The following is a 26654-nucleotide window of genomic DNA, read 5'->3' on the forward strand; positions in this document are numbered from 1 at the left end:
GCAGTAGGGGCGAATGGCCATTCGCCCCCACATCAATTAATCCCTGACCTTTGACTTGCGGCGCGTTCCGTAGCCCGCCCCCAAAGCACCCAACGCCAACAAACTCATAACAGAAGCCGGTTCGGGAACGTCTTTAGGAGGAACAACTTTCGTCATGCGAGCGAACAGCGAAGTTGAGTTCGTGCCGCCTTCTTGGGAAATAAATTCATTCGTTCCCGCTGCGTCGATCGCGTCTGCAAACTTAACCAACTCTAACGTATATTGATTCCCTAAATATTCAAACGCTTCTGAAGGCAGAACGTTCGGGAAGCTAATAATATCGTCACAAGGAACCGCATCCCCAGGACATTGAGAGGCACTATTAGGCGTTTCGTTAACCCCAAAGGTGAAGTTAAAGATTTTACTCAATCCGCCGGGATTTGTGAAATTTAAAGTAACACCGAGATCGACACCAGTGACTGCCGTACCCGTGGTTGGATTGTTGAAATGACGCAAATCTCCAACTTTAAAAAGTTGACCGATATTAAAACTGCTCGCTCCTACTCCAGTAAATCCCAGTCCGCTGTTTTCATTATTGACGGGCGTTCCCCAGCGAACTTGGTTTTCACTGCCGACTAATTGGTTGAGCGTAATATTCGAGCCACCAATAACATTGCTCCAAATTCCCGAAGAACCGCTAATACTGAAATCCGCACTTAAAGCTGGTGTTGCAGAGATACCGACAACGGTACTAACTGCGACGACTGATAAAGTGTTTGTAATTGCAGAGTTGAGTTTCATGACTAGACCTACTTACGACTTGTAAGGACTGTGTTCGATAAATTGGCTTGGAGTCGCTGAAACGGTTGTAAATGCAATTGATGTAATTGCAAGCATCAAGGTTGATGCGCGTAGAAACTAAACACGATATTAAGATCGTTAAATAAACTGTCTTCGTTTCAGGACTCGAATCGTTAAGAATTCCTGACTTAATACTCTCAGTAAAGCAAATGCTTTGAAGAATCGGTAGACTCTCGGATAGTCTTCATGGAATCTTCACATAATCTTTACAGATGCTTCATTTCAATCCGGGTTTTGTGAAGAAGCGGTAAAGAACGGAGACGGTTTTGCTGGGGGGACGCGCCCTTAACCTTGGATGATTGCAGCAAAATCCGGCGGTGCGATCGGAAAATGGGAAGTCTGTTGCTTAAGATATGTAATGAGGTATCCGTCCGCGCGATCGCAACCCATGAGCAACAAACCGCCTAAAACCCAAGTCAGTCAAGTTTTCACCCAAGCCGTCCAAACCATTCAGGCAAAACTGAACTCGGCTTTAGCCCTCAAACCCGGGGCTAGGGTTCCCGAACTCTGGGTGCAACAAGCGGACGCTTCCAAAGCCGAAATTTTTCCCCTCGTCGGCGACTACTATAAATTGGGTCGCAGTTCCAAAAATAACGACATTGTGGTTCGCAACCCCGTCGTCAGTCAAACCCATCTCGCCCTCAAGCGCGACTTAAAAAATCAAAAGCACTTCATCCTCTACGATGAAAACTCCACCAACGGCGTATATATCGGGCGACGCAAGATTCAAACCCTAGAACTACGCCACGGCGATATCTTAACCCTCGGCCCGCCGGAACTCGCGGCAGGAGTGCGCCTCCAGTTCCACAACCCACCGCCGGTACTGGTTCAAGGGTTGCGCTACGGACTGTACGGCATTGGCGGACTGACGGGACTGGTGCTAGTGGCGATTGGCTTGGAATGGACGAAATTTTCAGTCAATCCCCTCCCCATTGGCGTACAGGGGCCCGTCGCCGTTTACGCGCGCGACGGAGAAACACCCTTGCGCGCCCTTCGCAACGAATCGCACCGGGAACTGAAAACGCTGAGGAATTTTTCGCCTTTTCTACCCAAGGCGGTGATGGCTTCGGAAGATAGTCGTTTTTACTGGCATTTTGGAGTCGATCCTTGGGGGACATTGCGGGCAATTGTCACCAACGTGCGCGCCGGGGGAATTCGTCAGGGGGGCAGTACGATTACGCAGCAGTTGGCGCGCAGTTTGTATCCAGATTTTGTCGGGCGCTCGAATACTGGCAGTCGAAAGCTTCGCGAGGCGGTGGTTTCGCTGAAGTTGGAAGCGTTTTATAGTAAAGACGAACTGCTGAAAAATTATTTAAACCGCGTTTATTTGGGCGTGGGTAGTTATGGGTTTGAGGATGCGGCGCGCTTCTATTTCGATAAGTCGGCGGCGGATTTGACGCTTTCGGAGGCGGCGACGTTAGTGGCAATTTTACCGGCTCCCAATACTTATAACCCCGTGCAGAATTATAAGACGGCGGTGCAGTTGCGCGATCGCGTTATTTCTCGCATGGTACAACTGGGCTATGTTAGCACGGACGAAGGGAACCGGGCGCGGCGATCGCGCATCGAAGTCAGTCCCAAAGCCCGGGAAGCCCTCTCTAATACCATCGCCCCCTACTACTACAGCCACGTTTTCACCGAACTCGAGCGCCTCTTGGGGGAGAGTTTAGCCCGGGAAGGCAATTTCATTGTTGAAACCGGGCTGGATATCGCCAAGCAAAAACAAGCTGAAACCGCCCTGCGTAATGGCATTAACCGAGATGGTGGCGGCGCAAACTTCAGTCAAGGCGCGATTGTCACCCTCGATGGCAGCACGGGGGAAGTTTTAGCAATGGTGGGGGGAAAAAGCTACGCAGAAAGCCAGTTCAACCGCGCCGTACAAGCCCAACGGCAGCCCGGATCGACGTTTAAGGCTTTCGACTACGCCGCCGCCCTCGAGCAGGGGATTTCGCCGGGAAAGACCTATTCCTGCGCCCCTTTGCGTCCGTATCGGGGGTGCGAGCGTAGCAGCGGTAGTATCGATATGTATCGCGGTTTTGCCCAATCGGAAAACGTGGTAGCGATTCGCGTCGCCCAGGATGCGGGGTTGGAGAATGTGATTCAAGTGGCGCAGAAGTTGGGCATTCGTTCTAAGTTGCGCAATACTTTAGGACTGGCGATTGGCGAGAGTGAAGTCAACCCCCTGGAAATTACGGGGTCGTATGCCGCGATCGCAAACAATGGTGTATGGAATCGCCCCCACACAATTAAACGCATTCTCGACAGTGGCGACTGTTCCGATCCGAAAAATCCGCAGTCCTGCCGTGCAATTTATACTTTCGAGCAAGATGCGGAGTCCAATCGTCAAGCCATCTCCCCGGGGACGGCGAATACGATGACGACGTTGATGCGAGGCGTGGTACAGGGGGGAACGGGAAGTCGCGCGGCGATCGGAGTCGATGCGGTGGGGAAGACGGGAACGACGGATAAAGGGGTGGATCTTTGGTTTATCGGTTTCGTTCCGTCTCAGGATCTTGTAACCGGCGTATGGTTGGGTAATGACGATAATACGGCCACTAATGGCAGCAGCGGCAACGCGGCTACCATTTGGGCCGATTATATGCGCAAGATTACGCAGTAGGGGTTTATATTCCCGAGCGGGATTAGGGTGAGTTGCAACTTTGAGAATTCCTGGGAGTTGGCGAAGCTTTGTTGCTTCAATCTCCTATTTGGATTCAGATTAGTTGCAACCGAAGTTTTTGTTTAATTAGGTTTCTCCAGCGAGTGGAGAACCCTGCTAAGGCTGACCCCATCGATGATGCGGTCACGTTTCCATTCAATAGGTTTCTCCAACGAGTGGAGAACATGGCACGGTTCCGCCCGATGTCCAGCAAGGTGTCGACGAGTTTCCATTCAATTGGTTTCTCCAGCGAGTGGAGAACTTTCAATCTGCTTTAAAGTCTCTAAAATACAAAGAGTTTCCATTCAATAGGTTTCTCCAGCGAGTGGAGAACGGGGAAAACTTATTATTTAATACCCAAGCTACTCGTTTCCATTCAATAGGTTTCTCCAGCGAGTGGAGAACACATAATATCTCATTAATTCATAGATTTTATCTACAGTTTCCATTCAATAGGTTTCTCCAGCGAGTGGAGAACTCGAACATCTCGAATGCGGCGATTATTGGGATTGGGTTTCCATTCAATAGGTTTCTCCAGCGAGTGGAGAACTGCCGGCTCCAGAACCCTTGCTGCGTTTGCTTTTCAAGGGTCGATTTCGCCGATCGCCTCAAAAATATCATTTCAGCCTCTGGCTTGTCAATAATTCACCCCCCAAAATCGCCTCAAACCCTTACCCAGAGCCACGGTGCGGATCGGCATCAACGATAAAACGCTTGAAACACAGACTAGGACTCGCATACAGCCTCAATTTTCCCACTTCCCGTTTCTACACCACCCGATCCGCACCCCAGTTGGGTGACGAGGTGACGGGGTGACGGGGTGACGAGGGGACACCGGATAAAAATCTTACCCCCAGTTTTAACCTTGTCAAAGTCGTGCTAATTGGTGTCAACTTAAGCTTAATCCCCCTCTCACCTAGCCGCCTTGGGTTCAAACCCAAGGCTAATAACTTAAGTCATCTAAAGATGACTCGGAAATTCAGATGTCTCCAACCCGTTTCAACGGGTTTCAGCTATTAGCCAGGAACTTAAGTTCCTGGCGGGCTAAGTCTTTCACTACCATTTTCTAACCCAATTAGGCTACCCCTTAACGCACACGACTTGCTTCAAAGTTGCCACAACTTCGACTAAATCCGATTGCTGCTGCATTACTTCATCAATTGACTTATAAGCGCCGGGAATTTCATCGATAATGCCGTAATCTTTACGACATTCTACGCCGTTGGTTTGTTCGAGCAAATCGTCTAAAGTAAACTCTCGTTTCGCTTTAGCGCGAGACATTTTTCGTCCCGCTCCGTGGCTGCACGAACAGTAACTTTCTAAGTTACCTTTCCCTTTAACGATGTAAGATTTCGTTCCCATCGAGCCGGGAATAATGCCGTAATCATTTTCCTGCGCTCGCACTGCGCCTTTGCGCGTCACGTAGACATCTTCGCCGAAATGCACTTCTTTTTCGGCGTAGTTGTGGTGGCAGTTCACCTCCAGTAAGGGTTTCATTGGTTTGCCGCCCGCCAGGTGTTTTTCAACCACTTTCTGGAAGCGCGCCATCATCACGTTGCGATTGAAGCGGGCGTAGTCTTGCGCCCATTGCAAATCGTGCCAATAAGCGTGGAAATTGGGCGAAGCGGCGACAAAGTAGGCTAAATCGGGGTCGGGAAGATAAGTTTGCATCATTTTCGCGAGTTCTTTAGCGGTGCTGATGTGGCACTGGGCGAGGACGTTGCCGATATTGCGCGAACCGGAGTGCAGCATTAACCAAACGTTCTCTTCGGTATCGAGGCAAACTTCGATGAAATGGTTTCCGCCGCCGAGGGAACCCATTTGTTTCATGGCTTTGCCTTTTAAGTCTTGTACGCCGCGATGCAGTTCTTTGAAGTCCGCCCACCCTTGCCAGTTACCGGCTTTTTTTTCAACTTCTTTGTTTTCGTTGAAACCGACGGGAATAACTGCCTCGAGATCGAGACGAATTTTTTTCAGTTTGTCGTCGAGTTTTTGGGCGTTATAAGGCGTTTTTACTGCCATCATGCCGCAACCGATATCGACTCCAACCGCAGCCGGAATTAAGGCATCTTTCGTGGCAACGACGGAACCGACAAGCGCCCCTTTACCGAGGTGTACGTCGGGCATGAGGGCGACGTGCTTGAAGACGAAGGGCAGAGAGGCGACGTTTTTCGCCATCTGAATTTCTTCGGAACCGAGGGGATGTCCCGCCCAAGAAAGAACGGGTTTGGCAGTAGAAACGGGGAGTTTTTCGTAAGCCATGATTTTAGCGGAGGGTTTATGGGCAGGATGCGAAGAATTTGTTTTAGTGTAGCATGACTGAATTATAATTGTAAACTCAAAACTCGGTTTCTTCAATAAACTGGGTTTTGAGGGTTTAAGCGTTGAAAGCTAAAATTAGGTCTCAAACGGGCAATAATTTTGGAGATGAGGGTAGAGACGTTAAATTTAACGCCTCTACGTTGATGTTTGTTGTGGCTTATAATAAAGATGTCGCTTTTTAAGCACCTAAGCAAATTTATTTACACATCACTCTACGCCAGAACCTTTGTAAATCAAGAGTTTCAGCGATCTAGAACAGGTAATTTATTTTGCATAAGTGCTTAAGTTCGTCCTCTTCACTCCCTCGACTTCTCGATTTTTTTGATGGCGCGATCGATTTCTGGCAGGCGCAATTGTAGTACAGAAATTTTACTCCAGAGCCGATGCGCGATCGCGGGGAAGCCGGAAACGGTTTGTCCGGGGGGAACATCGCGCATCACCCCAGATTTTGCCGACGCGATCGCGCCGTCGCCAATGCTAATATCGTTACCAACCCCGGCTTGTCCGGCAAGAATGACGCGATCGCCAATTTTCGCACGTCCTGCCAATCCAACCTGCGCCGACATCATACACCCCGCTCCGACGCGGCAGCCATGCCCGATTTGCACGAGGTTATCGATTTTGGTATTGCGTCCGATGCGCGTTTCTCCTACCGGCGGGCGATCGACAGCGCTACCGCAGCCCACTTCTACCCCATCTTCTAATACGGTAATCCCCGACTGCTCCATTTTGATCCAACCTTTAGAAGTGGGAACGAACCCGAATCCTTCCGCCCCAATCACGGCGCTGCTTTGAATGATGCAATCGGCTCCGATGCGGGTGCGTTCGTGGATGGTGCAGTTAGCATGAAGGAGGGTGCGATCGCCGATTTCCACATCGGGATATATCACAACGTTGGCTAAAATACAAACATCGTTGCCAATCTTAACATTCGCATCGATAAAAACGCGCGCCCCGATCGCGCAATTCTCGCCAATCATCGCCGTCGGATCGATAATCGCGGTAGGATGAATCCCTGGTTGTGGGCGGTAGGGCTGATAAAAGAGCTTGACAGCGCTCGCAAAGAGGTATTTAGGATCTGAAGCAGCAATCCAGGGAATTCCGCGCGCGATCGCTGCCTGCTGCAAACGCTCATCGCAAGGTAGAATTAACGCACTCGCTCCCGTCGTCTCCAGCATCGCCGCATACTTTCCCCCCTCAATATACGCGATCGTTCCCAAAGTTGCCTCCTCCACCGATGCAACCCCCGTAACTTTAGGGTTAAGATCGGGATAAGCAGTGAGGCTAGAGCCTTTCACTGTTGAATCAGACAAATTTTTGACAAGTTCGCTAAATTGCATTGTCGATATCGATCGCATTAGGTTTGCAACAATGGGTATTTCATTACAAAAAGGACAACGAGTTTCACTAGAAAAAGTTGCCCCCGGATTAAAAGCAGCCTTCGTCGGGTTGGGATGGGACGTAAAAGCAACAGATACGGGACACGATTTCGATCTCGATAGTTCCGTTTTCCTGCTCGGAGCCAATGAAAAGATTTTATCCGACCAACACTTCATTTTTTACAATAACCTAACCAGTCCCGATCCCGACCAATCTGTCAGACATATGGGAGACAATCTCACCGGAGCGGGCGAAGGCGACGACGAAGCGGTTATTGTCGATTTGCGAAAAGTTCCCGCAGACGTTGAAAAAATCGTTTTTGTCGTCACCATTCACGAAGCAGAAAGGCGCGGGCAAAACTTCGGACAAGTTCACAACGCCTTCGTGCGCTTAGTCGATGTGGAAAGCAAGAAAGAAGTGTTGCGTTACGATTTAGTTGAAGATTATTCAATTGAAACCGCCTTAATTATGGCAGAACTTTACCGTAAAGATGGCGAATGGCGAATGAATGCTGTTGGTGCGGGATATCAAGGCGGATTGCAAGCACTCCTAGACCGATATAATTAATTCGTAATTCGTAATTCGTAATTCGTAATTCAGCGCCTTATCCCTCGATTGAATTCTTACGAATTACGAAAAACCTCTGGAAACTGCTATTGTGTTATAACGGAGAGAGGGCGTAGCACTGCTATGCCCCTACTTTTTCCTAGTCTGTGAGGGCAAGATGGTACAAGCACCCGTCAAACTCGAAACCCTTCCCTTAATCGTTTCAACCGGAATAAACTTTTATGTTACCGAGAAGCAATTTGAGGAATTAACCGTATTAAATCGCGATTTAAGATTGGAAAGAACGGCAGAAGGAGAATTAATTGTGAGTCCTCCAACAGGATGGGAAACAGGGGAAAGTAATGTCAGACTTTCGACTCGATTATGTGTTTGGTGGGAAGAAAGTGGCGAACCAGGGAAAGTTTTCGATTCCTCCACTGGATTTCGCCTTCCTAATGGTGCAATTCGTTCGCCCGATGCTTCTTGGGTGAGTGCCGAACGTTGGCAGGCTTTAACAACCGAACAAAAAGGAACATTTGCCGAAACTTGTCCCGATTTTGTGGTTGAATTGCGCTCTCGTTCCGACTCGCGATCGACACTGCAAGCGAAAATGCAAGAATATCTTGAAAATGGGGCAAGATTGGGTTGGTTAATCGACCCCTTTTCCCGACAAGTAGAAATTTATTCCCCAAATCGAGAGGTCGAAATCCTCGAAAATCCAACTGAAGTATCAGCAGAAGCGATTTTACCGGGATTTATTTTAAACTTAACGCGGATTTGGGGAGAATTATAGGGGGCGCGCTCCCGCAAAAATCACCCGGACGGCGTGCAAAAATTTCCAATCATTCTCGATTGAGGGCGTGTTATCGAGCTTAATTTTAAATTTAAATGAAGTTTGAGGGGACTATTCCCGAAATTATGGTTCTCTAGCTTGAAGCTCGATCATAGAGCGGCTTGCGTAACTTTTACAGCAGAGCGCAGGTTTAAAAGAAAATAAGCACAAAGCTTGGAGGAAGAAAAATGGCAATTAATCTACAAAAAGGACAGCGAATTTCTTTAGCAAAAGAAGCACCGGGTTTGACGCGATTAATGTGCGGTTTAGGATGGGATGTTGCCAAGCAAGGTGGCTTTTTGGGGATATTTGGCGGCGGCGGCAGTAACTTCGATCTCGACTCCTCGGTGATTTGTTTGAATGCTAATGAAAAACTTTCCAATAACAAAGATGTTATCTATTTTGGAAATTTACGTCATAGTTCCGGCGCAATTACTCATTTGGGCGATAACTTAACGGGAGCAGGTGAAGGAGATGATGAAGAGATTCTGATCGATCTGCCCGCCGTTCCCGGAACCATTAACAAATTAGTAATTGTGGTCAATATTTATCAGTGCGTGTCGCGGGGTCAAGATTTCGGGCAGGTGAATAATGCCTTTGTTCGTTTGGTCGATCTTGCGAATAATAAAGAAATTGCTCGCTATAATTTATCGGGGCGCGAGTATGAGGGAAGAACGGGAATGATTATGGCAGAGATCTATCGCCAAAATGGGGATTGGAAAATGGCAGCAATTGGTGAGGGCATTCGGGCGAATGGATTAGAAGAAATTGTCAGACCTTATAGCTGAGATCGGCTCGGTTTGAGTAAATGATGAGTCCTTCCGGGTAAAAAGTAGAAGGCTTTTTGCCCGGAAGGATTGACGTTAAAGCTAGAAATTCTCCGTTCCTTTGGCGGGTTCTACTGCACCGGGTTTATTCACGAACAAATTACCCGCTTCGTCGTTCGGATAAATACAAGAAATATCCGGCGATTGGCTGTCGAGGGAACCCGTAAAGCCAAAGGTATTCATCCGGTTTTTACAATCGGCAACCTGCTCGTGACTGACGAGTTTTTGATTTTCGAGGAGACCCCAGTTATTGGTGCGCAAAACGCATCCCGGCTTCATTTTCGGTTGCGTAACGAAGACTTTAAAAGGATTAAGCGTGACAAAAACGCGCATATCGGTCACGATCGCGCTAGCACCGTATTGTTGACAAAACTCTGGATTGGGCGCGCTGCGATCGATAACAATACTGGAGGTAACGTTTTTGGGATCGTTGTTGTTATTGAGGCTTAAAATAATTCCGAGCGCGATCCCCAAGATCAAGACTCCCCCCAACAAAGCCAGCGTTCCGTAGTTCATATTGAAAAACGAACCTTTGGAGGCGGGAGTAGAACGCGACGAGGGACGCTCGTAAGCGCGATCGCGATCGTAATCGGTATCGTAAGAACGGTCGTAGGATGCGGGAGGTCTTCGTTTCATCGGGTCTAGTAACGATCTCTTTCTTTTAGTATGCCTTCAGATTGCAAAATCGGTAGCAACTTCCGCCGCGATCGCGCTACTCTAATTTCGAGGGAGCCAGCCAAACGCCCAAAAAAATCTCTCTCCCGACGGCGTAAATTAACGTTCGACCCTATCTAAAATTAAAGAATCTGGGAGATTTCCCCTCCAAGTCCCCCAACGCTGTCTATCGTATTTCTTGTATAGCTTTTTAAAGATCGTTGCCCGCCATGCCTGTTCTCCCTACGTTTTCTCCCGACTCCACCCACCTTGCAACCGCCGATAAACCCCTCATTATTGCCGGACGTACTTTTCGCTCGCGCCTGATGACAGGAACGGGCAAATATGCCAATATCGACCTGATGCAGCAAAGTATAGCGGCGAGCGGCTGCGAAATCGTTACCGTCGCCGTGCGTCGCGTCCAAACCAAAGCACCAGGACACGAAGGGCTTGCCGAAGCCTTAGATTGGACAAAGATTTGGATGCTTCCCAATACCGCCGGTTGCCAAACCGCAGAAGAAGCGGTTCGCGTCGCCCGTTTGGGGAGAGAAATGGCAAAACTCCTCGGCCAGGAAGAGAACAATTTTGTCAAATTAGAAGTTATTCCCGATCCTAAATATTTACTCCCCGATCCCATCGGCACTTTGGAAGCCGCAGAACAGTTAGTTAAAGAAGGATTTGCCGTTCTGCCCTATATCAATGCCGATCCGCTGCTTGCCAAGCGATTGGAGGAAGCGGGCTGCGTAACGGTAATGCCTCTTGGTTCTCCGATTGGTTCGGGACAGGGCATCAAAAACGCCGCCAACATCCAGATTATCGTCGAAGAAGCTCGGGTTCCGGTAGTCGTCGATGCGGGGATCGGTACGCCGAGCGAAGCCGCAGAAGCGATGGAAATGGGCGCAGACGCGCTACTGATTAATAGCGCGATCGCGCTCGCCCACAACCCGATCGCAATGGCAAAAGCAATGGGCTTAGCCGCAGAAGCAGGGCGCTTAGCCTACCTCTCCGGACGCATCCCCGTTAAGACTTACGCCAGTGCAAGTTCTCCTTTGACCGGAAGGGTGAGTAAGGAATTATGAGTTATGAGTTATGAATGATGAAGGGTGAATAATGAATGATGAGTGGGGGAATTACGAATTACGAATTACGAATTACGAACTACGAACTACGAAAGTAAAGCCGGGATTTCTGGGTAATTTGTATCGGGTAGGAGTTAAGAGTCGGAAGCAGCGGGCAGTTCTAGCAACGGATCGCTGACAATCGCGTCCTTCATCTCGGTCTCACTCAAATAAGCATCCATTAACACCGCACCCTTCAATTCAGCACCTCGCAAATCCGCACCCTTTAAGTTCGCCCCTCGTAAATTAACCCGAAATAAAATAGACTCGCTTAAGTCAGCGTCCGTAAGGTTTGCCGCCTCCAAATTCACATGAACCAATTCTGACTTTCTCAAATTTGCCCCATCGAGATTCGCACCCTGCAAATTCGCCTTAGTTAAATCCGCATCGCGCAAATCCGCGAAGCTCAAATCCGCTTGTAAAAGATTAGCCCCCGTCAGGTCTGCCCCTCGCAAATCCACCCCTTTCAACACCGCCCCCGTCAGGTCGGCGCGGCTGAGATCCGCATTGCGCAAGTCTGCCGCACTTAAATTGCAATCCTGCAACTTCGCTTCAGTAAAGTCGGTATTCCTCAAATCACTCTGCTCGCAATTCGCTTCGTTCAGTAGCGCGCGCCGTAAATTTGCCGCACTCAAATCGCCGCCGCTAAAATCCACCTCACTTAAATTAGCGCGACTGAGGTTCGCACCGTGGAGATCCACCCCAGCTAAATCGCAACTGCTCAAATTCACTCCCGCAAGGCTTGCTTCCGCAGCAATCAAGTAGGCTCCGGCTAACTGAGGATTGAAGTTTTCAGGGAAGCGCGTTTTACGGCTATAAGTTGCGGTTTCAAAAATCGCATCGGCGATATTAGCGTCGGCGAGGTTAGCATCGGTGAGGTTGGTTCGGGTGAGGTTGGCTCGTTCTAAGTTCGTCCCGCTTAAGAGCGTGCGGCTGAGATTGGCTTCCCGCAAATCGGCATTTCTTAAATCGGCGTTGCTGAGGTTCGCCCCCTTGAGATTGAAACCGCGCAATGAAGCACGCGGCGCGAGCAGGCAGGCTCCCCATTTCGTCAAATCCAGCCCTTCGTCAAACAGAGTCCGATGGCTGTAGAGCATTTTGACTAAGGTTGCCCCTTCGAGGAGCGCGCCCCGGAGGTCTGCCCCGCTGAGATTCGCGCGCGACAAATTCGCTCGCGACAGGTTCGCCCCAACGAGATTGGTTTCAATGAGTGTGGCTTCTTGGAGGTCGGCTTCGGTGAGTTCTGCACCTACCAGTCGGCTCGCACTCAGATCGCTGCCTCGCAAGTTCGTCTTGCTTAGATTTGCGAGGTTGAGAAAAGCTTTGGCTATCAGCGCCGCTTGTAAGTTCGCCGAACTAAAGTCAGCCTCGATCGCTTCGGCGTATAAGAGAACGGCATTCTGAAGATTTGCGCCTTGAAGATCGACGTTTCGGAGATTGGCCCCTTTTAGCTCGGCTCCGGCTAAGTTCGCGCCTCGGAGACTTTGATTGCTGAAGTCTAAACGGTTGAATAAGTCGCCAGCGTTCATTCGGATTCGAGGATTACTTGTGCGAGGACTGCGGAACTTCAAAGCATTATGGCATCCAATGCCGAGTGCGTCAAAAGGTGACGGGGAGACGGGGTGAATAATTGACAATAGATAATTAATAATGGACAACGTTCGTACAAATTAATTGCTCCCTTGAGGCGAAGCCTCTTTTTCTGCACATCCACCTCTTCAATTTTGACAGGTTTAAGCCCCGTATGTTCTCAGTAGAGTTGCTCGTGCAATCTCTAATTTTAATTGAACAAAAGAATAACGGCTTGCACAATACCGACGATAAACCCTAAAATTCCGCCTAAATTAACAATGGCTTGGAGTTCGCTCTTAACAATGCCTTGAATAGCGTTCTCTAGGTCTTCGGGAGAAGTTGCTATAACTCTTTCGGTAATGACGGTATCGAGGGACAGGATGGGAATGACTCGAGCGACGAGATTTTCAAGTTCTTGTTCGAGGTAGCGCTCGAGGACGAGGGAAAGTTCTTCGCTGGCAATTTCTAGGGAATTTGAGAGGGCGGCGGAGTTACGCAGGCGACCGACTAAAATGGCAGCGATTTTATCCCAATCGACGGATTGACCGACTTCTTGCAAGACGCGAGCGCCGCTTTCTTTGAGGTAGTTGCGCGCGGTGTCGCGAATGGTTTGGCGAAGTTGGCGAACGGTAGAAACGGGGAGGTTTTGCAAGGAGAGGCTTTGCAACCAAAGTCGCAAGCGATCGCGGATTTCTAATAATAAAATTAGCTCTTGCAGGCGAGCATTGCTCACTTCTTTTTCGTCTAAACAAAAGCTACGCAAGCGGGTTAAGGTGTTGCGCAAGCCAAAGAGATTGGCGACAACCCAGTAAGTACCGCTGCTTTTTTCGCGAAACCCTTCGTCGATAATTTGAATATTGCGATCGGTGAGAAAATCGATGATGGCTTGGCGCAGTTTGTCCGGCGGCAGGACGACTTCGAGCAGCCAATCGGAGAGTTTGCGGGCTTGCAAGTCGGTGAGTTGAAAATCGAGCAAGACGCGATCGAAAACTTGGTCGATTTGCGCTTCGAGAAAGTTTTCTTGCCGCGCCCAAACTTTGAGGAGGCGCGGCAAAGATTCTGCAAAAAGGTCTCGTAAAATTTCGGCGAGGATTTTTGCAGTTCGCTGCTGCTTCTCGCCTTCCAACTGAGCGATCGCGAGTTGCAGGAGCCACAAAAGCGCGCCCCGTACTCGTTCCGGCTGCAACAACCGTCGCGTCAATTTTTGCAGTTCTCCCGGCGTAAGCAGGGAACCCATAATCGTATCGGAAATACGTTTGGCAAGGCGGTTTTGATTGCGGGGAATCAATCCCGGCGTGAAGGGAAGCTGGCGTTTGCCAAAATAAACCGCTTTGTACGGTCGAAAAAGCATTTTAATGGCGATATCGTTGGTGAAATAACCAATGATTGCGCCAGCGAGGGGAGGAACGGCAATGAGCCAGAGGGTAGACCAGTCCAAGGTTTTCAGTTGACAGGGGGCGAGGGCGACAGGGCTAAAGGGGTTACTGCCCCTTATCAAAAAGTTAGCACTTGAGAAGGTCTTGCTGCTACAAGGAAACTTTGAGTTCTATCGTCAATGGGAAGGGGAGGGAGCCTGAAAGGCTTATTCTTTCGTGGCAAGGCTCAAAATTTAGCTTTTTAATTTGCGGTCAATTTTCACTTTTTTCCAACACTAAAACCCCCATCATCCCACCGGCAATCGGGTAGTGTGTAGCGCGGGCGAATCCGACCGTCCGGGCGAGCTTTTCTTGCTCGCTGCCTTTAACAAAACGGTCTAAACTCGGAGCGATATAAGCGTATTCTTCCCGGAGTTGGTAGCGTTGGGCGGTAGGAACGACGACGCTATCGAGATACCACTGTTGGAAGGTTTGCAGGACGGGATTTTCGGGGTGGTGAAAGTCGAGAATGGCAGCGCGCGCGCCGGGATTGAGGACGCGGTGCAGTTCGCTCAGACAGCGAGGAATATCGACAACGTTGCGCAGCCCGTAGCCCATCGTCGCGCAGTCGAAGCTGTTGCTGTCAAAGGGAAGGCTCAAGACATCGCTTTCTACCCATTCGACGGGAGGGGTGGGGAAGCATCGGGCGGCGTTTTGGCGCGCGATCGCGAGTTGTTGGGCGGAAAAGTCTACACCGATGACTTTCCCGGTTTTACCGACTCGTCGCGCTAGGAGGAGGGCAAGATCGCCGCTACCGCAGCATAAATCTAGCCCGCGATCTCCCGGTTGCGGTTCCGCCCAGTTCGCAGCCATCTGCTTCCAAATGCGGTGCAATCCCCAACTTAATTCCTGATTGAGGCGATCGTAAACGGGCGCGATGCGGTTAAAGAGTGCTTGAATGTCTTCGGATTGAGGAGAAACGTTAGCCGTCAAGAGTTGTTAAAGTTTTGAATGGATAATTTATATCGAGGTATCAGCGCGAGCGGGCTAAGGCAAGCGTTAAGCCGAGTTGCCGCGCACACAGACCCATTAATTTTAAATCGTTTTGTTCGATTTCCGTCGGCTGCTGCCATTGCAGGGACAGCAAGGCTAACAGTTGATTTTGGAAGCAGATGGGAAAGAGGAGATGGGCGTGTAAATTTGCCGCTTGGTACGCCTCTGCTGCACCCTCGGGTATGGGAGTCGCACTGGAGTTCATCCACATTTGGGCTTCGGAGGTGGCGATCGCGATTTTGGCCAGAGGATCGCTCTCGAGCGCCACAGGCGGCGTTTCTGCCACCGCGTAAATCCCTTTCGCTCCCGTTGGCGCTTCTTCTTCGAGAAGTTGCAGGACGCAACCATCCGCCCCAAATCGCTTACCCGCAGCTACGGCTAGCGGTTCTAAACAAGCTTCAAGGGTATCGTAGGTTTGGGCGATCTCTAAGATGGCGGTGGTTAAATCTGTCTGTTGGTTTGCCCGTTCTAAGTCTTCACTGCGCTGTTTGAGGAGATCGTAGGTTTCGGCGGCGCGATCGACCACAGTCTTGAGTTCGCTCGGATCCCAAGGTTTCGTTATATATTTATAAACTTGGCCGGAGTTAATCGCATCGACGAGATCCTCAACATCCGTGAACCCCGTCAGAATAATCCGAACGGTATCGGGAAACTGAGGAACGGTTTGACTGAGAAATTCGGTTCCCTTCATCTCGGGCATCCGCTGATCGGAGATGATTACGGCGACTTCGCCTTCTTGAGCGAGAACTTCTAAGGCTTCAACCCCACTATCGGCTTTCAAAACACGGAAGTCTCGTCTAAAAGTCCGATACAGTAAATCGAGATTATCCGGTTCGTCATCCACAACCAGCATTTTGGGTTTTTTCCGTCGTTCTATCATCTTCAACTGCCGTATCGCGTTCTTGAGGGTATCATTCATAATCACTCACAATCATCACTTGGGGCAACATCAATCGTCTAAGTTTGATTGAATACAAACACCGAAACCGCCGCCTACCCTTTTTGCTACCTCAGTCTAATTTCTGTCATTTCAAGGATTCTCGATCGTATCCATGTTTAGAGGTCTGCACTCGAGGCGCTTCATGACTTTAGGTGGTTCACTATCCTAATTATTAAGGTTGCCATTTTCGTATTTCCTAACTTTAGCTTAAGCTTGCTCGCCTGCACTCCTCGTGCCTCATTGGGCTGAAGGACAGCGGTAAAGTTGATAAGGAATTCCGACTCGATAAGATTCACCCGATTGCTGAGTACACCGTATTTTTTCCCCCACTTCGAGGGATGGGGGATATTGAGCTTCTATCAGTCCGGGAGCAAAAACCCAGAGAAAGTCCGGTGCAACTGACTGTTCTGATAATAACGCCCAAACGCGCTCGTATCCCTGACTGGAATCGAGAAACAGCCAGTTCGCGGGTGGAGATTTTTGGCCAATCTCCTTTAACGCTAAAGCATAGCTCAATCCGATTGCTATTTCTTGATTATCGCTATATCCCATTGCGATCGCGACTGAGCCGGAAGGTTTATCGAGCGTTTTTGCTACGGGAAGAGGATGATACGGTTTTTGGAAGGCGAGGTTGAAGATAACGAAGAGCGAACTGAGAAAGCTGACGGTGAGGAGGATAATTGACAATCGATTGTGGACAATGGAAAACTTCAAGCGCTCTGGACTGCGAGGAGATTTCTCCGCCTCTGGTGCTGTTGAATTTTGGATTGCTGTGACGCTGGCGGCGAGAAGGGCGCAGAAGGCGGGATAGTAAATGAAGTGATAGCGGGGGGCAATGGTGATATCTTTGCCCAATAGGTAGACGATCGCGAGCAGTTGGAGCAGTACGAGGGCAATGAAGCAGGCGAGGGTGAAGGCATTGTCGCGGGTATCGGGGGCGGCGAGTAGGAGTTTGAAGCCTCGATAGGCTCGAGGCAGAAACCAGCCGAGAAACAGCAGCGTGAAGGCGATCGCGGGAATAACAATGGCAAGGGGCTGGCTTTCTACAGGTGGGGCAACAATCGTTAAGAGCATTGCCATGACCGTTTGCAGCAGCGGAACGATGTGTTGCGGTTTCGGCAACCAGTCGGATTTGGGGCTGCTGAAGTGCGCGATCGCGACGGGCAGCCAGGGAAGGTACAATAGCGGCGGCAGCAGGCTGAAAGGAAGAAGTTGCCAGATTTTGTAATTCGTAGTTCGTAATTCGTAATTCGTAATTGGTAGTCTGTCTTCCCCGTTCTCCTGCTTCTTGCTAATGCGCAACCCGCAGATAACCAGAGTCAGAATTTGAGCGATAAACGCGATCGCGCAAAAGTAGTGAACGTACAGGCTAAGGGTGTGGGTTGCTGCCCATCCTAAAGCCATCCCATACCGCCTCAGCGCCGACTGATGGCTTTTTTGCATTTCCAGCAGGAAAATTAAAGATAGAGCGATGAGGAGAATGGGTAGGGTGTAGTGACGCGCTTCTTGGGATTGGTAGATGCCAAAGGGAGAGACGGCGGCAAAGGCAGCCCCGAACAATCCGGCGCGCGGGGAGAAGGCTTGACGGTTGAGGAGGTAAATGGCTGCGATCGCAGCAGTTCCCCAGATGGCGGGTAGGGCGCGCAATTTCCAGGCTAGCGGCAGATTGAAGGGTTCTAGCCACGTCAGCCACTGGTGCATGGCGCAAAAAAATAGGGGCGGATGCGTCGATTGCGTCGCTAAGTGATGGGCGATTTCGGCGCAGTTTGTTTCGGGCTTTAGCTGGAAAATTGCCGTTAGGCGATCGAGGGGAATAAACTGCCCGGTGGGAATTTCTTCCATGCTTTGCCCCAAGCTGAAAATTGCGGTAAAAATTTCATCCGCCCATAGGGGTTTCGTTGCCAATCGCGCCCACCGCAGCGCTAAACCCATTGCTAAAATTCCAATTACAACGAGCCAGCGGTTATTTTTAGGAGCGCTGCTTCGACTGATAAGTTTGTTGAGAGAGTAGCGAACGCTCATAAGGCGGTTGGGCTTTAAGGTTGCAAAAATTATTGAGATTTTAACACCATTTCGCCTTGATTTTTGCTATTATATTCTTATAATGGGAATATTGACGTTTTCAAAATTATTGCGCAGATTTCCATTATAAAAACATCATATCCTAACCTCCGAAAAAAGTCTAGCCCTTTCTCAAAAACACCCGTAATTCACTCATTCAAAATCGTTCGTTGTTCGTTATCAATTACTAATATTATTCGTTATCAATTGTCAATTGTCCATTATCAATTATCAATTAGATTATGTCTTTAGAGACAGCTAGCAGCACAAATACCAGTTCCCAGCGGGATCGCGAACCCGAATTGCAAAAGATGCGCGAAGAATTGCGCCCCGGACAACAAAGTTTAGCCGATTGGCAGGGTGGGGAACTCGCCGTCTCCGCCGTTCCCGGTTCCGGTAAATCTCACGGTATGGCGATCGCAGCAGCAATCGCGATCGCGCGCAACCGACTGCATCCCAAACGGCAACTCATTGTCGTCACCTTCACCCGTTCGGCAGCCGCCAGCATCAAAAGCAAAATCCGCGATCGCCTGCGCCAACTGCAACTGCCCGCTGGTGGCTTCGTCGTTCATACCCTGCACGGCTTAGCCCTGAACATTGCCTCCCGCCATCCCGACTTATCCCGCCTCAACCTCGAGAGTAGCACCCTAATCGCACCCAACCAAGGCCATCGACTGCTAAAAACCGCCGTAGATCGATGGATTGCGACTTATCCCTCGCGCTACAAAATCTTACTCGAAGGCAGCAATTTTGACGGAGAAGAAACGGAACGACTGCGGCGACAATCTGCCCTGCGAACCGAAATTTTACCCGGACTCGCCAACGCCGTCATACGCGAAGCCAAAAGTTCCGGGATTTTGCCCGAAGACTTATGGCGCATCAGCGAGAATGCGCGCGACGAATACAATATTCTCGCGATCGCAGCCGGATTGTACGAAGAATCCGAACGCCTGATGAAAGCGCGCAACTTCATCGACTACGACGACATGATTCTGGCAGCCTTGCGCGTCCTCGATAACCCCCATATTCGCCGACTGTGGCAGAACCAAATCTTCGCAGTATTTGAAGACGAAGCCCAAGACTCAACGCCCCTGCAAAGTCGGTTATTAGAAATTTTGGCAGCAGATGGAGAGGGGGAGAGGGGGAGAGGGGGAGAGGGGGAGAAGATTAATTTAGTGCGAGTGGGAGATCCCAATCAAGCGATTAACTCAACATTTACGCCCGCCGATCCGATTTACTTCAATCAATTTTGCGATCGCACCCAAGCAGAAAATGCCCTCGCCACCATGAATCAAGCCGGACGCAGCGCCCAAATTATCATCGATGCGGCGAACTTCATGCTGCGCTGGACGAACGAAAAATGGCAGGAAGAATTCAAAGTTCAAAATGTTAATTTTAAGGTGGATGCAACTCCAGCAACGCCCTTTCGGTTGCAAGATATTGCCCCCGTAGCCCCCGGAGACGCACAAGGCAACCCCGATCGCATCGGTAATGGCTTAGAAATCCGCATTCCCAACGACATTTACCACACCGTCGAACTGATGCGCGATCGCATCCTGCAACTCTATCAAGATAACAAAGACTACAGCAGCGCCATCCTCGTGCGCGAAAACCGCCAAGGACGCTTCCTCGCCGAACAACTCGCCCCCCTGCAACGCGAACATAAAATCCGCCTCTACGAAGTCGGCGAACTCGAACGCCACTCGCAAATTCCCGAAGAAATCCTCAAACTGCTACACTTCCTCGATCGCCCCCACTCCCCCGACGCGCTCAAAAGCGCCCTCGAAGTCCTCGAAGCACGCCAACGCATCCCCGCCCAAGATCTCAACCTCCTCGCCACCCAACCCGAACAATTCCTCTATCCCGGAATCCTCGATTCCCCCCAAAAACCCGCCGCCGCCCGCGCCAGTCGCTACTGTCGCAACCTCCTGCGCGCGCGCCTAGAACTGCCGCCTTACCACTTAATTTCCTTCCTGGGCATGACCTTACAATACCAGGGTTCCGAACTCGCCACCGTCCAAAAACTCGGCGATCGCATCGCGCACCAACTCAACCGCCAACACTCCCTCAAAGCCATCCTGGAAGCACTCGAAGAAATCGTCACCTCAGAACGTTTTGAAGGCGTAGAAGAAGACAGCGACGATCGCTATTCGCGCCCCGGGCAACTCACCATCATCACCATGCACAAAGCCAAAGGACTCGATTGGGATTGCGTCTTCCTGCCCTTCCTCCACGAAGATCTAATTCCCGGCAAACCCTGGATTCCCAACGCCGCCAAATTCCTCGGCGACTTCACCCTCGCCGAAGTCGCCCGTGCCCAAATTCGTACTGCCCTGCACCAACAATACCTCGAAGGCTACAGCGATGCCGCCCAATTGCCGCAACCCCTCGAAGCTTGGGAACAAGCCTGCAAGCTCAAAAAAGCCGAAGAATACCGCCTGCTGTACGTCGCCATGACGCGCGCTAAACGCTTGCTGTGGATGTCTGCCGCTCGCCAAGCACCCTTTAGTTGGGGCGGGTGGCAACCGGGCGGAAACTTGCAGGGAAAAATCCCCTGTCCGGTTATTCCTGCGTTGCTCCAGAAGTTTCCCGCCGCGAATTAGTCGGGACGTTGTATGCCGAAATCTCTGTCGGGACGTTGTATACAACGTCCCTACTTAAGGTTTTAAAAGATCCGCAGCACCCGGTTGAGGCAGAGTGGGGGGCTTATAGTTGCTCGGGTTGGGTTGGATGGGCGCAGAAGGCGTTGCAGCCGGTTGAGGAGTTGAGTTGGGCTGGGGAGTGGGTTTAAAAATTGCCACCAGTGCGTCGATTAATTGTTCGCGTTGCTTGCGGTTGAAACTGCGAACGACGGCAATATCTTTATCCATCGGATTTTGTTGCAGGGTAGTCGAACCCGGATAGAGATCGGCGCGCATCGGATCGTTAATCCCTAAATAGTCAGCTAGCGTAATTTTCCAATCGAAGCGGTATTGGGGAGAGCGAGTTTTGATGTAGAGGTGATAGCGAATCAAACGAGTTGCGAGCGAGTTGTTCGGGTCGATTTCTCCAGTTTCGCGACTGATATACTGATTTTCTCGGGGCAATTCGGGCAAGCGTTGATAGAGGGACGGCGCGAATTGTTCGGGTTGGATAAACTGCGCGATCGCGGGTTCAGTTAATGGGAGGCGATGGAGTAGCCCACCTCCCAATGCTAAGAGCAGTCCGAGTACCAATGCTGCCCCCATCCGGAGAAAGGACGAGTCAGGGGTGAAATTGCGATCGATAGGAGGGTGGCTGGGGGGCGTGCGGCGGGAATTAGCACTCATAAGGACTTCGTTTCGGGTGACGTTGCGATCGCAAGTTAATCGCCAATGATTTCGGGTTGCGTAATTTCGTCTGACATTTCAATCACCGCGCGAATGACGGGTTTCATCATTGGATCGTCGTTGATCTCAAAATCTTCGTAGCGGCGGCGCTTGGCTCGATTGGCAACTTGGACGGTGATGCGGTAGCGATTGGATGCTGCACCAATCAAGCGATCGGCGTGAGCCATAATTTGAGAGGAGTCAAAAGCAGGACGTTTGCTCGCCATGAATTTAATATTCTTTAAAGATTAGAGACTCGTTTTTTTAGGGATTTGTAGCCCTTGGTATGAAAATTAAGTGTAGCATTAATCCATACAAACGTTGTCCTGCGGGACAGTGCTGGAGTGCAGATCTCGGCAGCACATTGAGTTGATTTTCATGACTATCTCTCCCTCTCTAAGTTCGATCGCCCAACGTCTGGTTCGAGTCCGCGCGCAATTGCCCGCCAACGTTCGTTTAATTGCCGTCACCAAGCAGGTTTCGGTTGAAGCGATACGCGCTGCTTATGCTGCCGGACAGCGGGATTTTGCTGAAAGTCGCTTGCAAGAAGCCCTCCCCAAGCAAGAACAACTCCAAGACTGCCCCGACATTTGCTGGCATTTTATCGGCCACTTACAAAGCAATAAAGCCCAAAAAGTTTTAGAACATTTCCCGTGGATTCACACTTGCGATAGCTTGAAGCTGGCTCAACGCTTGGATCGCCTTGCTGAGGGTCTTGACAAAATCCCTCAGATATGCGTGCAAGTGAAAGTCTTGCCCGACCCTCAGAAATACGGCTGGAGCGTTCCGGAATTATTCGCCGATTTACCCGATTTAAACAACTGTCGCAATCTCGACCTTTGCGGATTGATGGCGATTTTACCCTTAGAACTTTCCCCCTCGGAAATGCTGTCGGCGTTTCAATCCGTCCGTACCCTCGGCGATCGCATCAATGACGAAAATTATCCCAATTTAAACATCCAAGAGTATTCAATGGGAATGTCCGACGATTACCCCCTCGCCGTGCAAGCGGGGGCAACAATGGTTCGTTTGGGGCGCATTTTGTTCGGCGACAGAGAGAATTAAAACTCAAGAATTACGCTCGATTGCCGACTCCCTAACCGTCGACCTTCCCCGATCGCACCCTCTTTTCATCCTAATTTACTGCCAACAGAGAAAAAATTAGCGCGGCTATAGCGGATCGAAAAATTTGGCAGTAATATAGCAATTAAATAAATCTAACTGCCTTGGGAAGCAGGGCGGCTGCGCGGGTTCTCCACCATGATGGAGATAAACGGTGCAAACCGAGAGACGCTGTGTAAGACCGAATTGTCCTCGTACAAAGAGGGAACGGCGAGTGAGACGCGAAGCCCTAATCGGTTGCGAAGCGGATTGGGGTACTTCACAATATGGTAAACTTCTACATCAATTCAGTTTCGATTGGGGTAGAAGCGAGGTAAAGTAAACACTGTTGCACCAGAGTGATGCGATTCGTCGAATTCCCCACTCCGGCAGCATCGAGTTTAAACCCAACTCGAAGCCCAACTGAGTTAATTCTTGGGTCAAGCTAGTTGCCTATGTCCAACACCATGTTGAGGAAGGGTGAATTGTGAACATTTTTACAAAGTTGAGAGATTTCGTCAGTCTGAATGAGACTGAGGATTACGAGTATTACGAAGATGAGGCGGAGGTCAACGAATATCCGAACAATTTGCAGGAAATTCCAACCGCCCCTCCCGAAGAGGATCGCAATCCTCGTCGTAGAAATCGCGATCGCACAATGGTAAATCCAGCAACAGATATGACAGCAGCAGCCCCTCGAAATAATGTTATCGGAATGCCGGGAGCGGCAGCCGGTTTGTCGGAAGTCGTGGTTTTTGAACCTCGCTCTTTTGAAGAAATGCCGCAAGTGATTCAAGCCCTGCGGGAACGCAAATCGGTCGTACTCAACCTAACGATTATCGATCCCGACGAAGCTCAGCGCGCTGTAGACTTCGTAGCTGGGGGAACTTACGCCATCGACGGCCATCAAGAGCGAATCGGGGAAAGCATCTTCCTATTCACGCCGAGTTGCGTTCAAGTCACGACGCAAGCTGGCACAATTCACGAAGTCCCTCAAGTTCCAGTTGCGCCCCGTCCCACAGTCGGACAAGCGCAAGTTTGGACTCGCGAAGACGCTCGTTTAGCGCAGTAGAGGAAAACGTGAGCGTTCGGTTCGGCTCGATCGGCGGCGGGGTAATGGGGGAAGCCCTTTTATCTCGCTTGATTGCTGCCAATTTCTGCGCGCCCGAATCGGTTCTCGTGAGCGAACCGTCGGCAGAGCGGCGCGAATTTTTGCAGCAGCGGTATGGGGTGGGGGTGACGGCAGATAACAGCGAGGCAGCCGCTTCGGATATCGTGCTGCTTGCCGTTAAACCCCAAGTCTTAGAACTCGTAGCCGTCGATCTTGCCGCAAAAGGAGGATTGAAACCAGGGGCGCTACTGCTCTCGATTTTAGCGGGAGTCTCGCTGGGTCGTTTGCGGGAAGCATTGGGCAAGGCGGCGATGGTTCGAGCGATGCCAAATCTTCCTTTAACGGTAGGGGAAGGAATGACCGCGATCGCGTCTAGCGCCGAAACAACCCCCGCTCAAATCCAGCAAGCGAAAGAAATTTTTAGCGCCGTCGGTCAAGTCGTGGAAGTGCCGGAATCGTTAATGGATGCGGTAACGGGACTATCGGGATCGGGGCCGGCGTTTGTGGCGATCGCGATCGAAGCCCTCGCCGATGGTGGCGTAAAAGCGGGCTTGCCTCGAGGGATTGCGTCCCAACTCGCCCTGCAAACCGTTCTGGGAACGGCGAAACTGCTGCAAGAAAGCGGCTGGCATCCGGCAGAACTGAAAGATCGCGTTACCAGTCCCGGCGGAACCACGATCGCGGGCGTAGCGGAACTCGAAAAAGGTGGATTGCGCTCGGCGCTCATTTCTGCCGTTGATAAAGCTTACGAGCGATCGCGAGAACTCGGACGCAGTTGAGGCTTGAGGCTTCATTTTTCGGTAAAGTTGGAATGCTATCACTGAATTGCTGTTTGCTGAGGACGAATGACTGACCCTCAACTCCCTCCTACAACTGCTCTAGCCCATCAACCCACTCGTCGGGCAGAAAGCGAAAACTGGTTTGAATATCCCATCCGCGTTCAGCCCCATCATACCGATTACGCCGGTCTCGTCTGGCACGGTTCTTATATTGCTTGGATGGAAGAAGCGCGCGTCGAATGTTTGCGTTCGATCGGCATTAATTTTGCCGACTTGGTGGAACTCGGTTGCGATCTTCCCGTTGTCGAACTTTCCGTTCGCTACCATCAACCGCTGCGCTTAGGAATGCAGGCGATTGTTAAAGCGCGCACGAACGGGATGGATGGCGTGCGGATTTTTTGGGACTATCGAATTGAATGTCCGGAACATCGCCAACTGTATGTAACGGCTAGAGTGACCTTAGTAACGGTCGATCGCGAGAAAGGTAAGATTTTGCGCAAGTTGCCGCCTGTAATGCAGGAGGTTCTGGTCAAATTAGGACGAACCCCAACTTAATCCCAATCCGATTCATATGTTATATTAAGTGTCTTAACCTTCTCGAATCGGAGTGTCGATAAGAATGAAACAAATGGGAACCCATCTGGTCGTCGATGCGTGGCAAGCTCCGGGAGAGTTGCTCAATGACCCCGAACGCATCCGCCGCGCGATTCTTGATGCCATTGATGCCGGAGAGGCTACCCTGATTGACTTGTGCGTTCACCAGTTCAGTCCCCACGGCGTTACGGCAACCGCTACCCTGGCTGAGTCTCACATTGCCATTCATACCTGGCCCGAGTACGGTTACTTTGCTGCCGATTTGTTTTTCTGCGGTCGCGGGAAACCAAAAGAAGCGATGAAACTGCTTCAAACTGCGCTGCAAGCGAAGCAGATGACGATGCGAGAGACCGAGCGAGGTTTTCCTGCCCCGACTCCCGAACTCGAAGGCGACTTGGAGGAATTCAACGGGATCGCAAAACAAGTTGCGATTCGTTAACTCAAATTTCGCAAGCCTAACTCCTTCAATCGCTTTCTTTGAAGTAGGGCGGTTTCAGAAGCTCCGATCTTGAAGGTTGTTTCTGCTTCTGAAGTTAAATCCGCCCTTCCTCTGTCGAGCCTTCTGCACGGAATTAAGAGCTTTCCCGAGCAGAATATTTCCGTCGGTAAAATTGTCTGCCGACCGACACTCCGAAACCGCGATGCTTAAGTTAGCTCGCTTAAAGTTAGCAGTTTGACAGAGGAGAACGGTGTTGTCTTTGGTTTTAATCTTTGCATTAGCGCTGATGCCCCTGCTGATTTCTCTGGTTGTTTTACGCCGAATCAAGCGGAGGTGGCAAGCGCGACTGAGGCGAATCGATACGATGAGTTCCTATCGTTCGCAATTGCACAGCCTGCCGAGTTTAAGCGAGGAAATCTCCGAGCTTCACGACTATTTTATTGGAGATTTGAGTTGTCGCTACAATGCTCGTTCTCCTTACGTTCGCTGTGCGGTTAATCCGGACGGACCTTGCGAGGGCTGCATCCACTACCAACAGAAATATCGCACGGCGGGCGATCGCAACCCCAAAAGGCGATCGTAATTTATTTTATCCTTTGGGTTGCAAGCGCTTGCTAACCCAGGAAATAATACCGCTTAGAATTGCACCGCCCATCAAAAGACCGATAGCAGGCGTAAAAACGGGTTCCCAAAGTCTGTACCACAAATCGAAACCCAAGTTAACATGGGCAGCTTGACCGAGTAGCGCGATCGCAAACCAAGCAAAGGCAAATAAAACAAAAAAAACATTAAAAACCAACAACTTATTTAAGCCGTTCAAAAATTTCTCTTTCATCGCGCTCTACGCTCTCAACAATCGTTTTTGAAGATTACAGCCAATCAACAGTAGCAAATTCATCGAAAAATTGGGTAGAAACCCTGTCCTTACTTCGACAAGCGTTCGACTGAGCGCTCACGCCGAAGTCTCAGCAACCATCTAGGACGGCTTTATCTTAAAAGTTTAACGCCATCACAGAACTGACGCTATAATGTGAGGATGGATAAAGCCTATCGCTACCGTTTCTATCCTACCACCGAGCAAGAATCACTCTTGCGACGGACAATGGGCTGTGTACGGCTCGTCT

General features: G+C 50.3%; 25 protein-coding genes and 1 CRISPR repeat array. Of the genes, 13 read left to right on the plus strand and 12 right to left on the minus strand.

The genetic code is table 11. The annotated features are described in order from the left end of the window. Positions 1-36: 36 nt before the first annotated feature. Positions 37-780, minus strand: coding sequence for a THxN family PEP-CTERM protein (locus tag H6G50_RS17925; RefSeq protein WP_190719242.1), 744 nt, complete (start codon positions 778-780; stop codon positions 37-39). 448 nt (positions 781-1228) lie between these two features. On the opposite strand from H6G50_RS17925, the gene H6G50_RS17930 reads away from it, so the two are divergent. Further along, the gene (locus H6G50_RS17930) at positions 1229-3460 is read left to right on the plus strand and encodes a PBP1A family penicillin-binding protein (RefSeq protein ID WP_190719283.1); all 2232 of its coding nucleotides are present in this window, start codon (positions 1229-1231) and stop codon (positions 3458-3460) included. A gap of 115 nt (positions 3461-3575) precedes the next feature. Continuing rightward, a CRISPR array of direct repeats spans positions 3576-4049; the repeat unit is 37 nt; unit sequence GTTTCCATTCAATAGGTTTCTCCAGCGAGTGGAGAAC. Between the two features lie 530 nt (positions 4050-4579). On the opposite strand, the gene H6G50_RS17935 is transcribed toward H6G50_RS17930, so the two are convergent. Together H6G50_RS17935 and lpxD are read right to left on the minus strand one after the other, a co-directional pair. Then, positions 4580-5761, minus strand: a complete 1182-nt coding sequence (locus H6G50_RS17935; RefSeq protein WP_190719244.1) for an RtcB family protein — start codon at positions 5759-5761, stop codon at positions 4580-4582. 356 nt (positions 5762-6117) lie between these two features. Continuing rightward, positions 6118-7161: a UDP-3-O-(3-hydroxymyristoyl)glucosamine N-acyltransferase gene (gene lpxD / locus H6G50_RS17940; protein ID WP_190719247.1), complete on the minus strand. Its 1044-nt coding sequence runs from the start codon at positions 7159-7161 to the stop codon at positions 6118-6120. A gap of 31 nt (positions 7162-7192) precedes the next feature. Here lpxD and H6G50_RS17945 point away from each other — a divergent pair, with 31 nt between their 5' ends. The 3 genes from H6G50_RS17945 to H6G50_RS17955 all read left to right on the plus strand — a co-directional run bounded on the left by H6G50_RS17945 (position 7193) and on the right by H6G50_RS17955 (position 9367). Further along, positions 7193-7768, plus strand: a complete 576-nt coding sequence (locus H6G50_RS17945; protein ID WP_190719250.1) for a TerD family protein — start codon at positions 7193-7195, stop codon at positions 7766-7768. Positions 7769-7925: 157 nt separating this feature from the next. Further along, positions 7926-8540, plus strand: coding sequence for a Uma2 family endonuclease (locus tag H6G50_RS17950; protein ID WP_190719253.1), 615 nt, complete (start codon positions 7926-7928; stop codon positions 8538-8540). A gap of 227 nt (positions 8541-8767) precedes the next feature. Beyond that, a complete protein-coding gene (locus H6G50_RS17955) occupies positions 8768-9367 on the plus strand; it encodes a TerD family protein (protein ID WP_190719256.1) in 600 nt (199 codons plus the stop codon). A gap of 81 nt (positions 9368-9448) precedes the next feature. Here H6G50_RS17955 and H6G50_RS17960 read toward each other — a convergent pair whose 3' ends face one another. Beyond that, positions 9449-10042: a DUF3172 domain-containing protein gene (locus H6G50_RS17960; protein ID WP_190719259.1), complete on the minus strand. Its 594-nt coding sequence runs from the start codon at positions 10040-10042 to the stop codon at positions 9449-9451. Between the two features lie 248 nt (positions 10043-10290). On the opposite strand from H6G50_RS17960, the gene H6G50_RS17965 reads away from it, so the two are divergent. Next, on the plus strand, positions 10291-11139 hold the full coding sequence (locus H6G50_RS17965; RefSeq protein WP_190719262.1) for a thiazole synthase: 849 nt from the start codon (positions 10291-10293) through the stop codon (positions 11137-11139). Positions 11140-11273: 134 nt separating this feature from the next. Here the strand turns inward: H6G50_RS17965 and H6G50_RS17970 are convergent, their stop codons facing one another. The 5 genes from H6G50_RS17970 to H6G50_RS17990 all read right to left on the minus strand — a co-directional run bounded on the left by H6G50_RS17970 (position 11274) and on the right by H6G50_RS17990 (position 18120). Further along, positions 11274-12707, minus strand: coding sequence for a pentapeptide repeat-containing protein (locus H6G50_RS17970; RefSeq protein ID WP_199303186.1), 1434 nt, complete (start codon positions 12705-12707; stop codon positions 11274-11276). 251 nt (positions 12708-12958) lie between these two features. After that, entirely contained in the window at positions 12959-14188 is a 1230-nt protein-coding gene (locus tag H6G50_RS17975; protein ID WP_190719265.1) for a DUF445 family protein, read from the minus strand. A 190-nt stretch (positions 14189-14378) separates the two neighbouring features. Continuing rightward, on the minus strand, positions 14379-15098 hold the full coding sequence (gene ubiE, locus H6G50_RS17980; protein WP_190719266.1) for a bifunctional demethylmenaquinone methyltransferase/2-methoxy-6-polyprenyl-1,4-benzoquinol methylase UbiE: 720 nt from the start codon (positions 15096-15098) through the stop codon (positions 14379-14381). A gap of 40 nt (positions 15099-15138) precedes the next feature. Next, the gene (locus tag H6G50_RS17985; RefSeq protein WP_190719267.1) at positions 15139-16077 is read right to left on the minus strand and encodes a response regulator; all 939 of its coding nucleotides are present in this window, start codon (positions 16075-16077) and stop codon (positions 15139-15141) included. Between the two features lie 258 nt (positions 16078-16335). Beyond that, positions 16336-18120 (minus strand): glycosyltransferase family 39 protein, encoded by a 1785-nt coding sequence (locus tag H6G50_RS17990; RefSeq protein WP_190719268.1) that lies wholly within the window; start codon positions 18118-18120, stop codon positions 16336-16338. A 281-nt stretch (positions 18121-18401) separates the two neighbouring features. On the opposite strand from H6G50_RS17990, the gene H6G50_RS17995 reads away from it, so the two are divergent. Further along, the gene (locus H6G50_RS17995; protein ID WP_190719269.1) at positions 18402-20762 is read left to right on the plus strand and encodes an ATP-dependent helicase; all 2361 of its coding nucleotides are present in this window, start codon (positions 18402-18404) and stop codon (positions 20760-20762) included. 54 nt (positions 20763-20816) lie between these two features. On the opposite strand, the gene H6G50_RS18000 is transcribed toward H6G50_RS17995, so the two are convergent. Continuing rightward, positions 20817-21467, minus strand: coding sequence for a hypothetical protein (locus tag H6G50_RS18000; protein WP_190719270.1), 651 nt, complete (start codon positions 21465-21467; stop codon positions 20817-20819). 35 nt (positions 21468-21502) lie between these two features. Next, entirely contained in the window at positions 21503-21733 is a 231-nt protein-coding gene (locus H6G50_RS18005; protein WP_190719271.1) for a DNA-directed RNA polymerase subunit omega, read from the minus strand. A 151-nt stretch (positions 21734-21884) separates the two neighbouring features. On the opposite strand from H6G50_RS18005, the gene H6G50_RS18010 reads away from it, so the two are divergent. From H6G50_RS18010 to H6G50_RS18035, 6 genes are all read left to right on the plus strand, one after another. Further along, positions 21885-22571 (plus strand): YggS family pyridoxal phosphate-dependent enzyme, encoded by a 687-nt coding sequence (locus H6G50_RS18010; protein ID WP_190719272.1) that lies wholly within the window; start codon positions 21885-21887, stop codon positions 22569-22571. Positions 22572-23091: 520 nt separating this feature from the next. Further along, positions 23092-23679, plus strand: coding sequence for a cell division protein SepF (locus H6G50_RS18015; RefSeq protein ID WP_190719286.1), 588 nt, complete (start codon positions 23092-23094; stop codon positions 23677-23679). Positions 23680-23687: 8 nt separating this feature from the next. Beyond that, positions 23688-24497 (plus strand): pyrroline-5-carboxylate reductase, encoded by an 810-nt coding sequence (gene proC / locus H6G50_RS18020; protein ID WP_190719273.1) that lies wholly within the window; start codon positions 23688-23690, stop codon positions 24495-24497. Positions 24498-24563: 66 nt separating this feature from the next. Beyond that, on the plus strand, positions 24564-25052 hold the full coding sequence (locus tag H6G50_RS18025) for a thioesterase family protein (RefSeq protein WP_190719274.1): 489 nt from the start codon (positions 24564-24566) through the stop codon (positions 25050-25052). 64 nt (positions 25053-25116) lie between these two features. Beyond that, entirely contained in the window at positions 25117-25530 is a 414-nt protein-coding gene (gene speD / locus H6G50_RS18030; protein ID WP_190719275.1) for an adenosylmethionine decarboxylase, read from the plus strand. A gap of 250 nt (positions 25531-25780) precedes the next feature. Further along, positions 25781-26113 (plus strand): DUF6464 family protein, encoded by a 333-nt coding sequence (locus tag H6G50_RS18035; protein WP_190719276.1) that lies wholly within the window; start codon positions 25781-25783, stop codon positions 26111-26113. A gap of 6 nt (positions 26114-26119) precedes the next feature. On the opposite strand, the gene H6G50_RS18040 is transcribed toward H6G50_RS18035, so the two are convergent. Further along, on the minus strand, positions 26120-26365 hold the full coding sequence (locus H6G50_RS18040) for a hypothetical protein (RefSeq protein WP_190719277.1): 246 nt from the start codon (positions 26363-26365) through the stop codon (positions 26120-26122). A 201-nt stretch (positions 26366-26566) separates the two neighbouring features. On the opposite strand from H6G50_RS18040, the gene H6G50_RS18045 reads away from it, so the two are divergent. Continuing rightward, on the plus strand, positions 26567-26654 hold an 88-nt coding region (locus H6G50_RS18045), incomplete at its 3' end, for a helix-turn-helix domain-containing protein (RefSeq protein ID WP_190719289.1).

This window comes from Oscillatoria sp. FACHB-1406 (assembly GCF_014698145.1).
GTDB lineage: Bacteria > Cyanobacteriota > Cyanobacteriia > Cyanobacteriales > Spirulinaceae > FACHB-1406.

Bases quoted from the DNA above. Each gene is read 5' to 3' on its own strand.
- H6G50_RS17925 (WP_190719242.1), bottom strand. From the start codon at position 780: ATGAAACTCAACTCTGCAATTACAAACACTTTATCAGTCGTCGCAGTT.
- H6G50_RS17930 (WP_190719283.1), top strand. From the start codon at position 1,229: ATGAGCAACAAACCGCCTAAAACCCAAGTCAGTCAAGTTTTCACCCAA.
- H6G50_RS17935 (WP_190719244.1), bottom strand. From the start codon at position 5,761: ATGGCTTACGAAAAACTCCCCGTTTCTACTGCCAAACCCGTTCTTTCT.
- lpxD (WP_190719247.1), bottom strand. From the start codon at position 7,161: ATGCAATTTAGCGAACTTGTCAAAAATTTGTCTGATTCAACAGTGAAA.
- H6G50_RS17945 (WP_190719250.1), top strand. From the start codon at position 7,193: ATGGGTATTTCATTACAAAAAGGACAACGAGTTTCACTAGAAAAAGTT.
- H6G50_RS17950 (WP_190719253.1), top strand. From the start codon at position 7,926: ATGGTACAAGCACCCGTCAAACTCGAAACCCTTCCCTTAATCGTTTCA.
- H6G50_RS17955 (WP_190719256.1), top strand. From the start codon at position 8,768: ATGGCAATTAATCTACAAAAAGGACAGCGAATTTCTTTAGCAAAAGAA.
- H6G50_RS17960 (WP_190719259.1), bottom strand. From the start codon at position 10,042: ATGAAACGAAGACCTCCCGCATCCTACGACCGTTCTTACGATACCGAT.
- H6G50_RS17965 (WP_190719262.1), top strand. From the start codon at position 10,291: ATGCCTGTTCTCCCTACGTTTTCTCCCGACTCCACCCACCTTGCAACC.
- H6G50_RS17970 (WP_199303186.1), bottom strand. From the start codon at position 12,707: ATGAACGCTGGCGACTTATTCAACCGTTTAGACTTCAGCAATCAAAGT.
- H6G50_RS17985 (WP_190719267.1), bottom strand. From the start codon at position 16,077: ATGAATGATACCCTCAAGAACGCGATACGGCAGTTGAAGATGATAGAA.
- H6G50_RS17990 (WP_190719268.1), bottom strand. From the start codon at position 18,120: ATGAGCGTTCGCTACTCTCTCAACAAACTTATCAGTCGAAGCAGCGCT.
- H6G50_RS17995 (WP_190719269.1), top strand. From the start codon at position 18,402: ATGTCTTTAGAGACAGCTAGCAGCACAAATACCAGTTCCCAGCGGGAT.
- H6G50_RS18000 (WP_190719270.1), bottom strand. From the start codon at position 21,467: ATGAGTGCTAATTCCCGCCGCACGCCCCCCAGCCACCCTCCTATCGAT.
- H6G50_RS18005 (WP_190719271.1), bottom strand. From the start codon at position 21,733: ATGGCGAGCAAACGTCCTGCTTTTGACTCCTCTCAAATTATGGCTCAC.
- H6G50_RS18010 (WP_190719272.1), top strand. From the start codon at position 21,885: ATGACTATCTCTCCCTCTCTAAGTTCGATCGCCCAACGTCTGGTTCGA.
- H6G50_RS18025 (WP_190719274.1), top strand. From the start codon at position 24,564: ATGACTGACCCTCAACTCCCTCCTACAACTGCTCTAGCCCATCAACCC.
- speD (WP_190719275.1), top strand. From the start codon at position 25,117: ATGAAACAAATGGGAACCCATCTGGTCGTCGATGCGTGGCAAGCTCCG.
- H6G50_RS18040 (WP_190719277.1), bottom strand. From the start codon at position 26,365: ATGAAAGAGAAATTTTTGAACGGCTTAAATAAGTTGTTGGTTTTTAAT.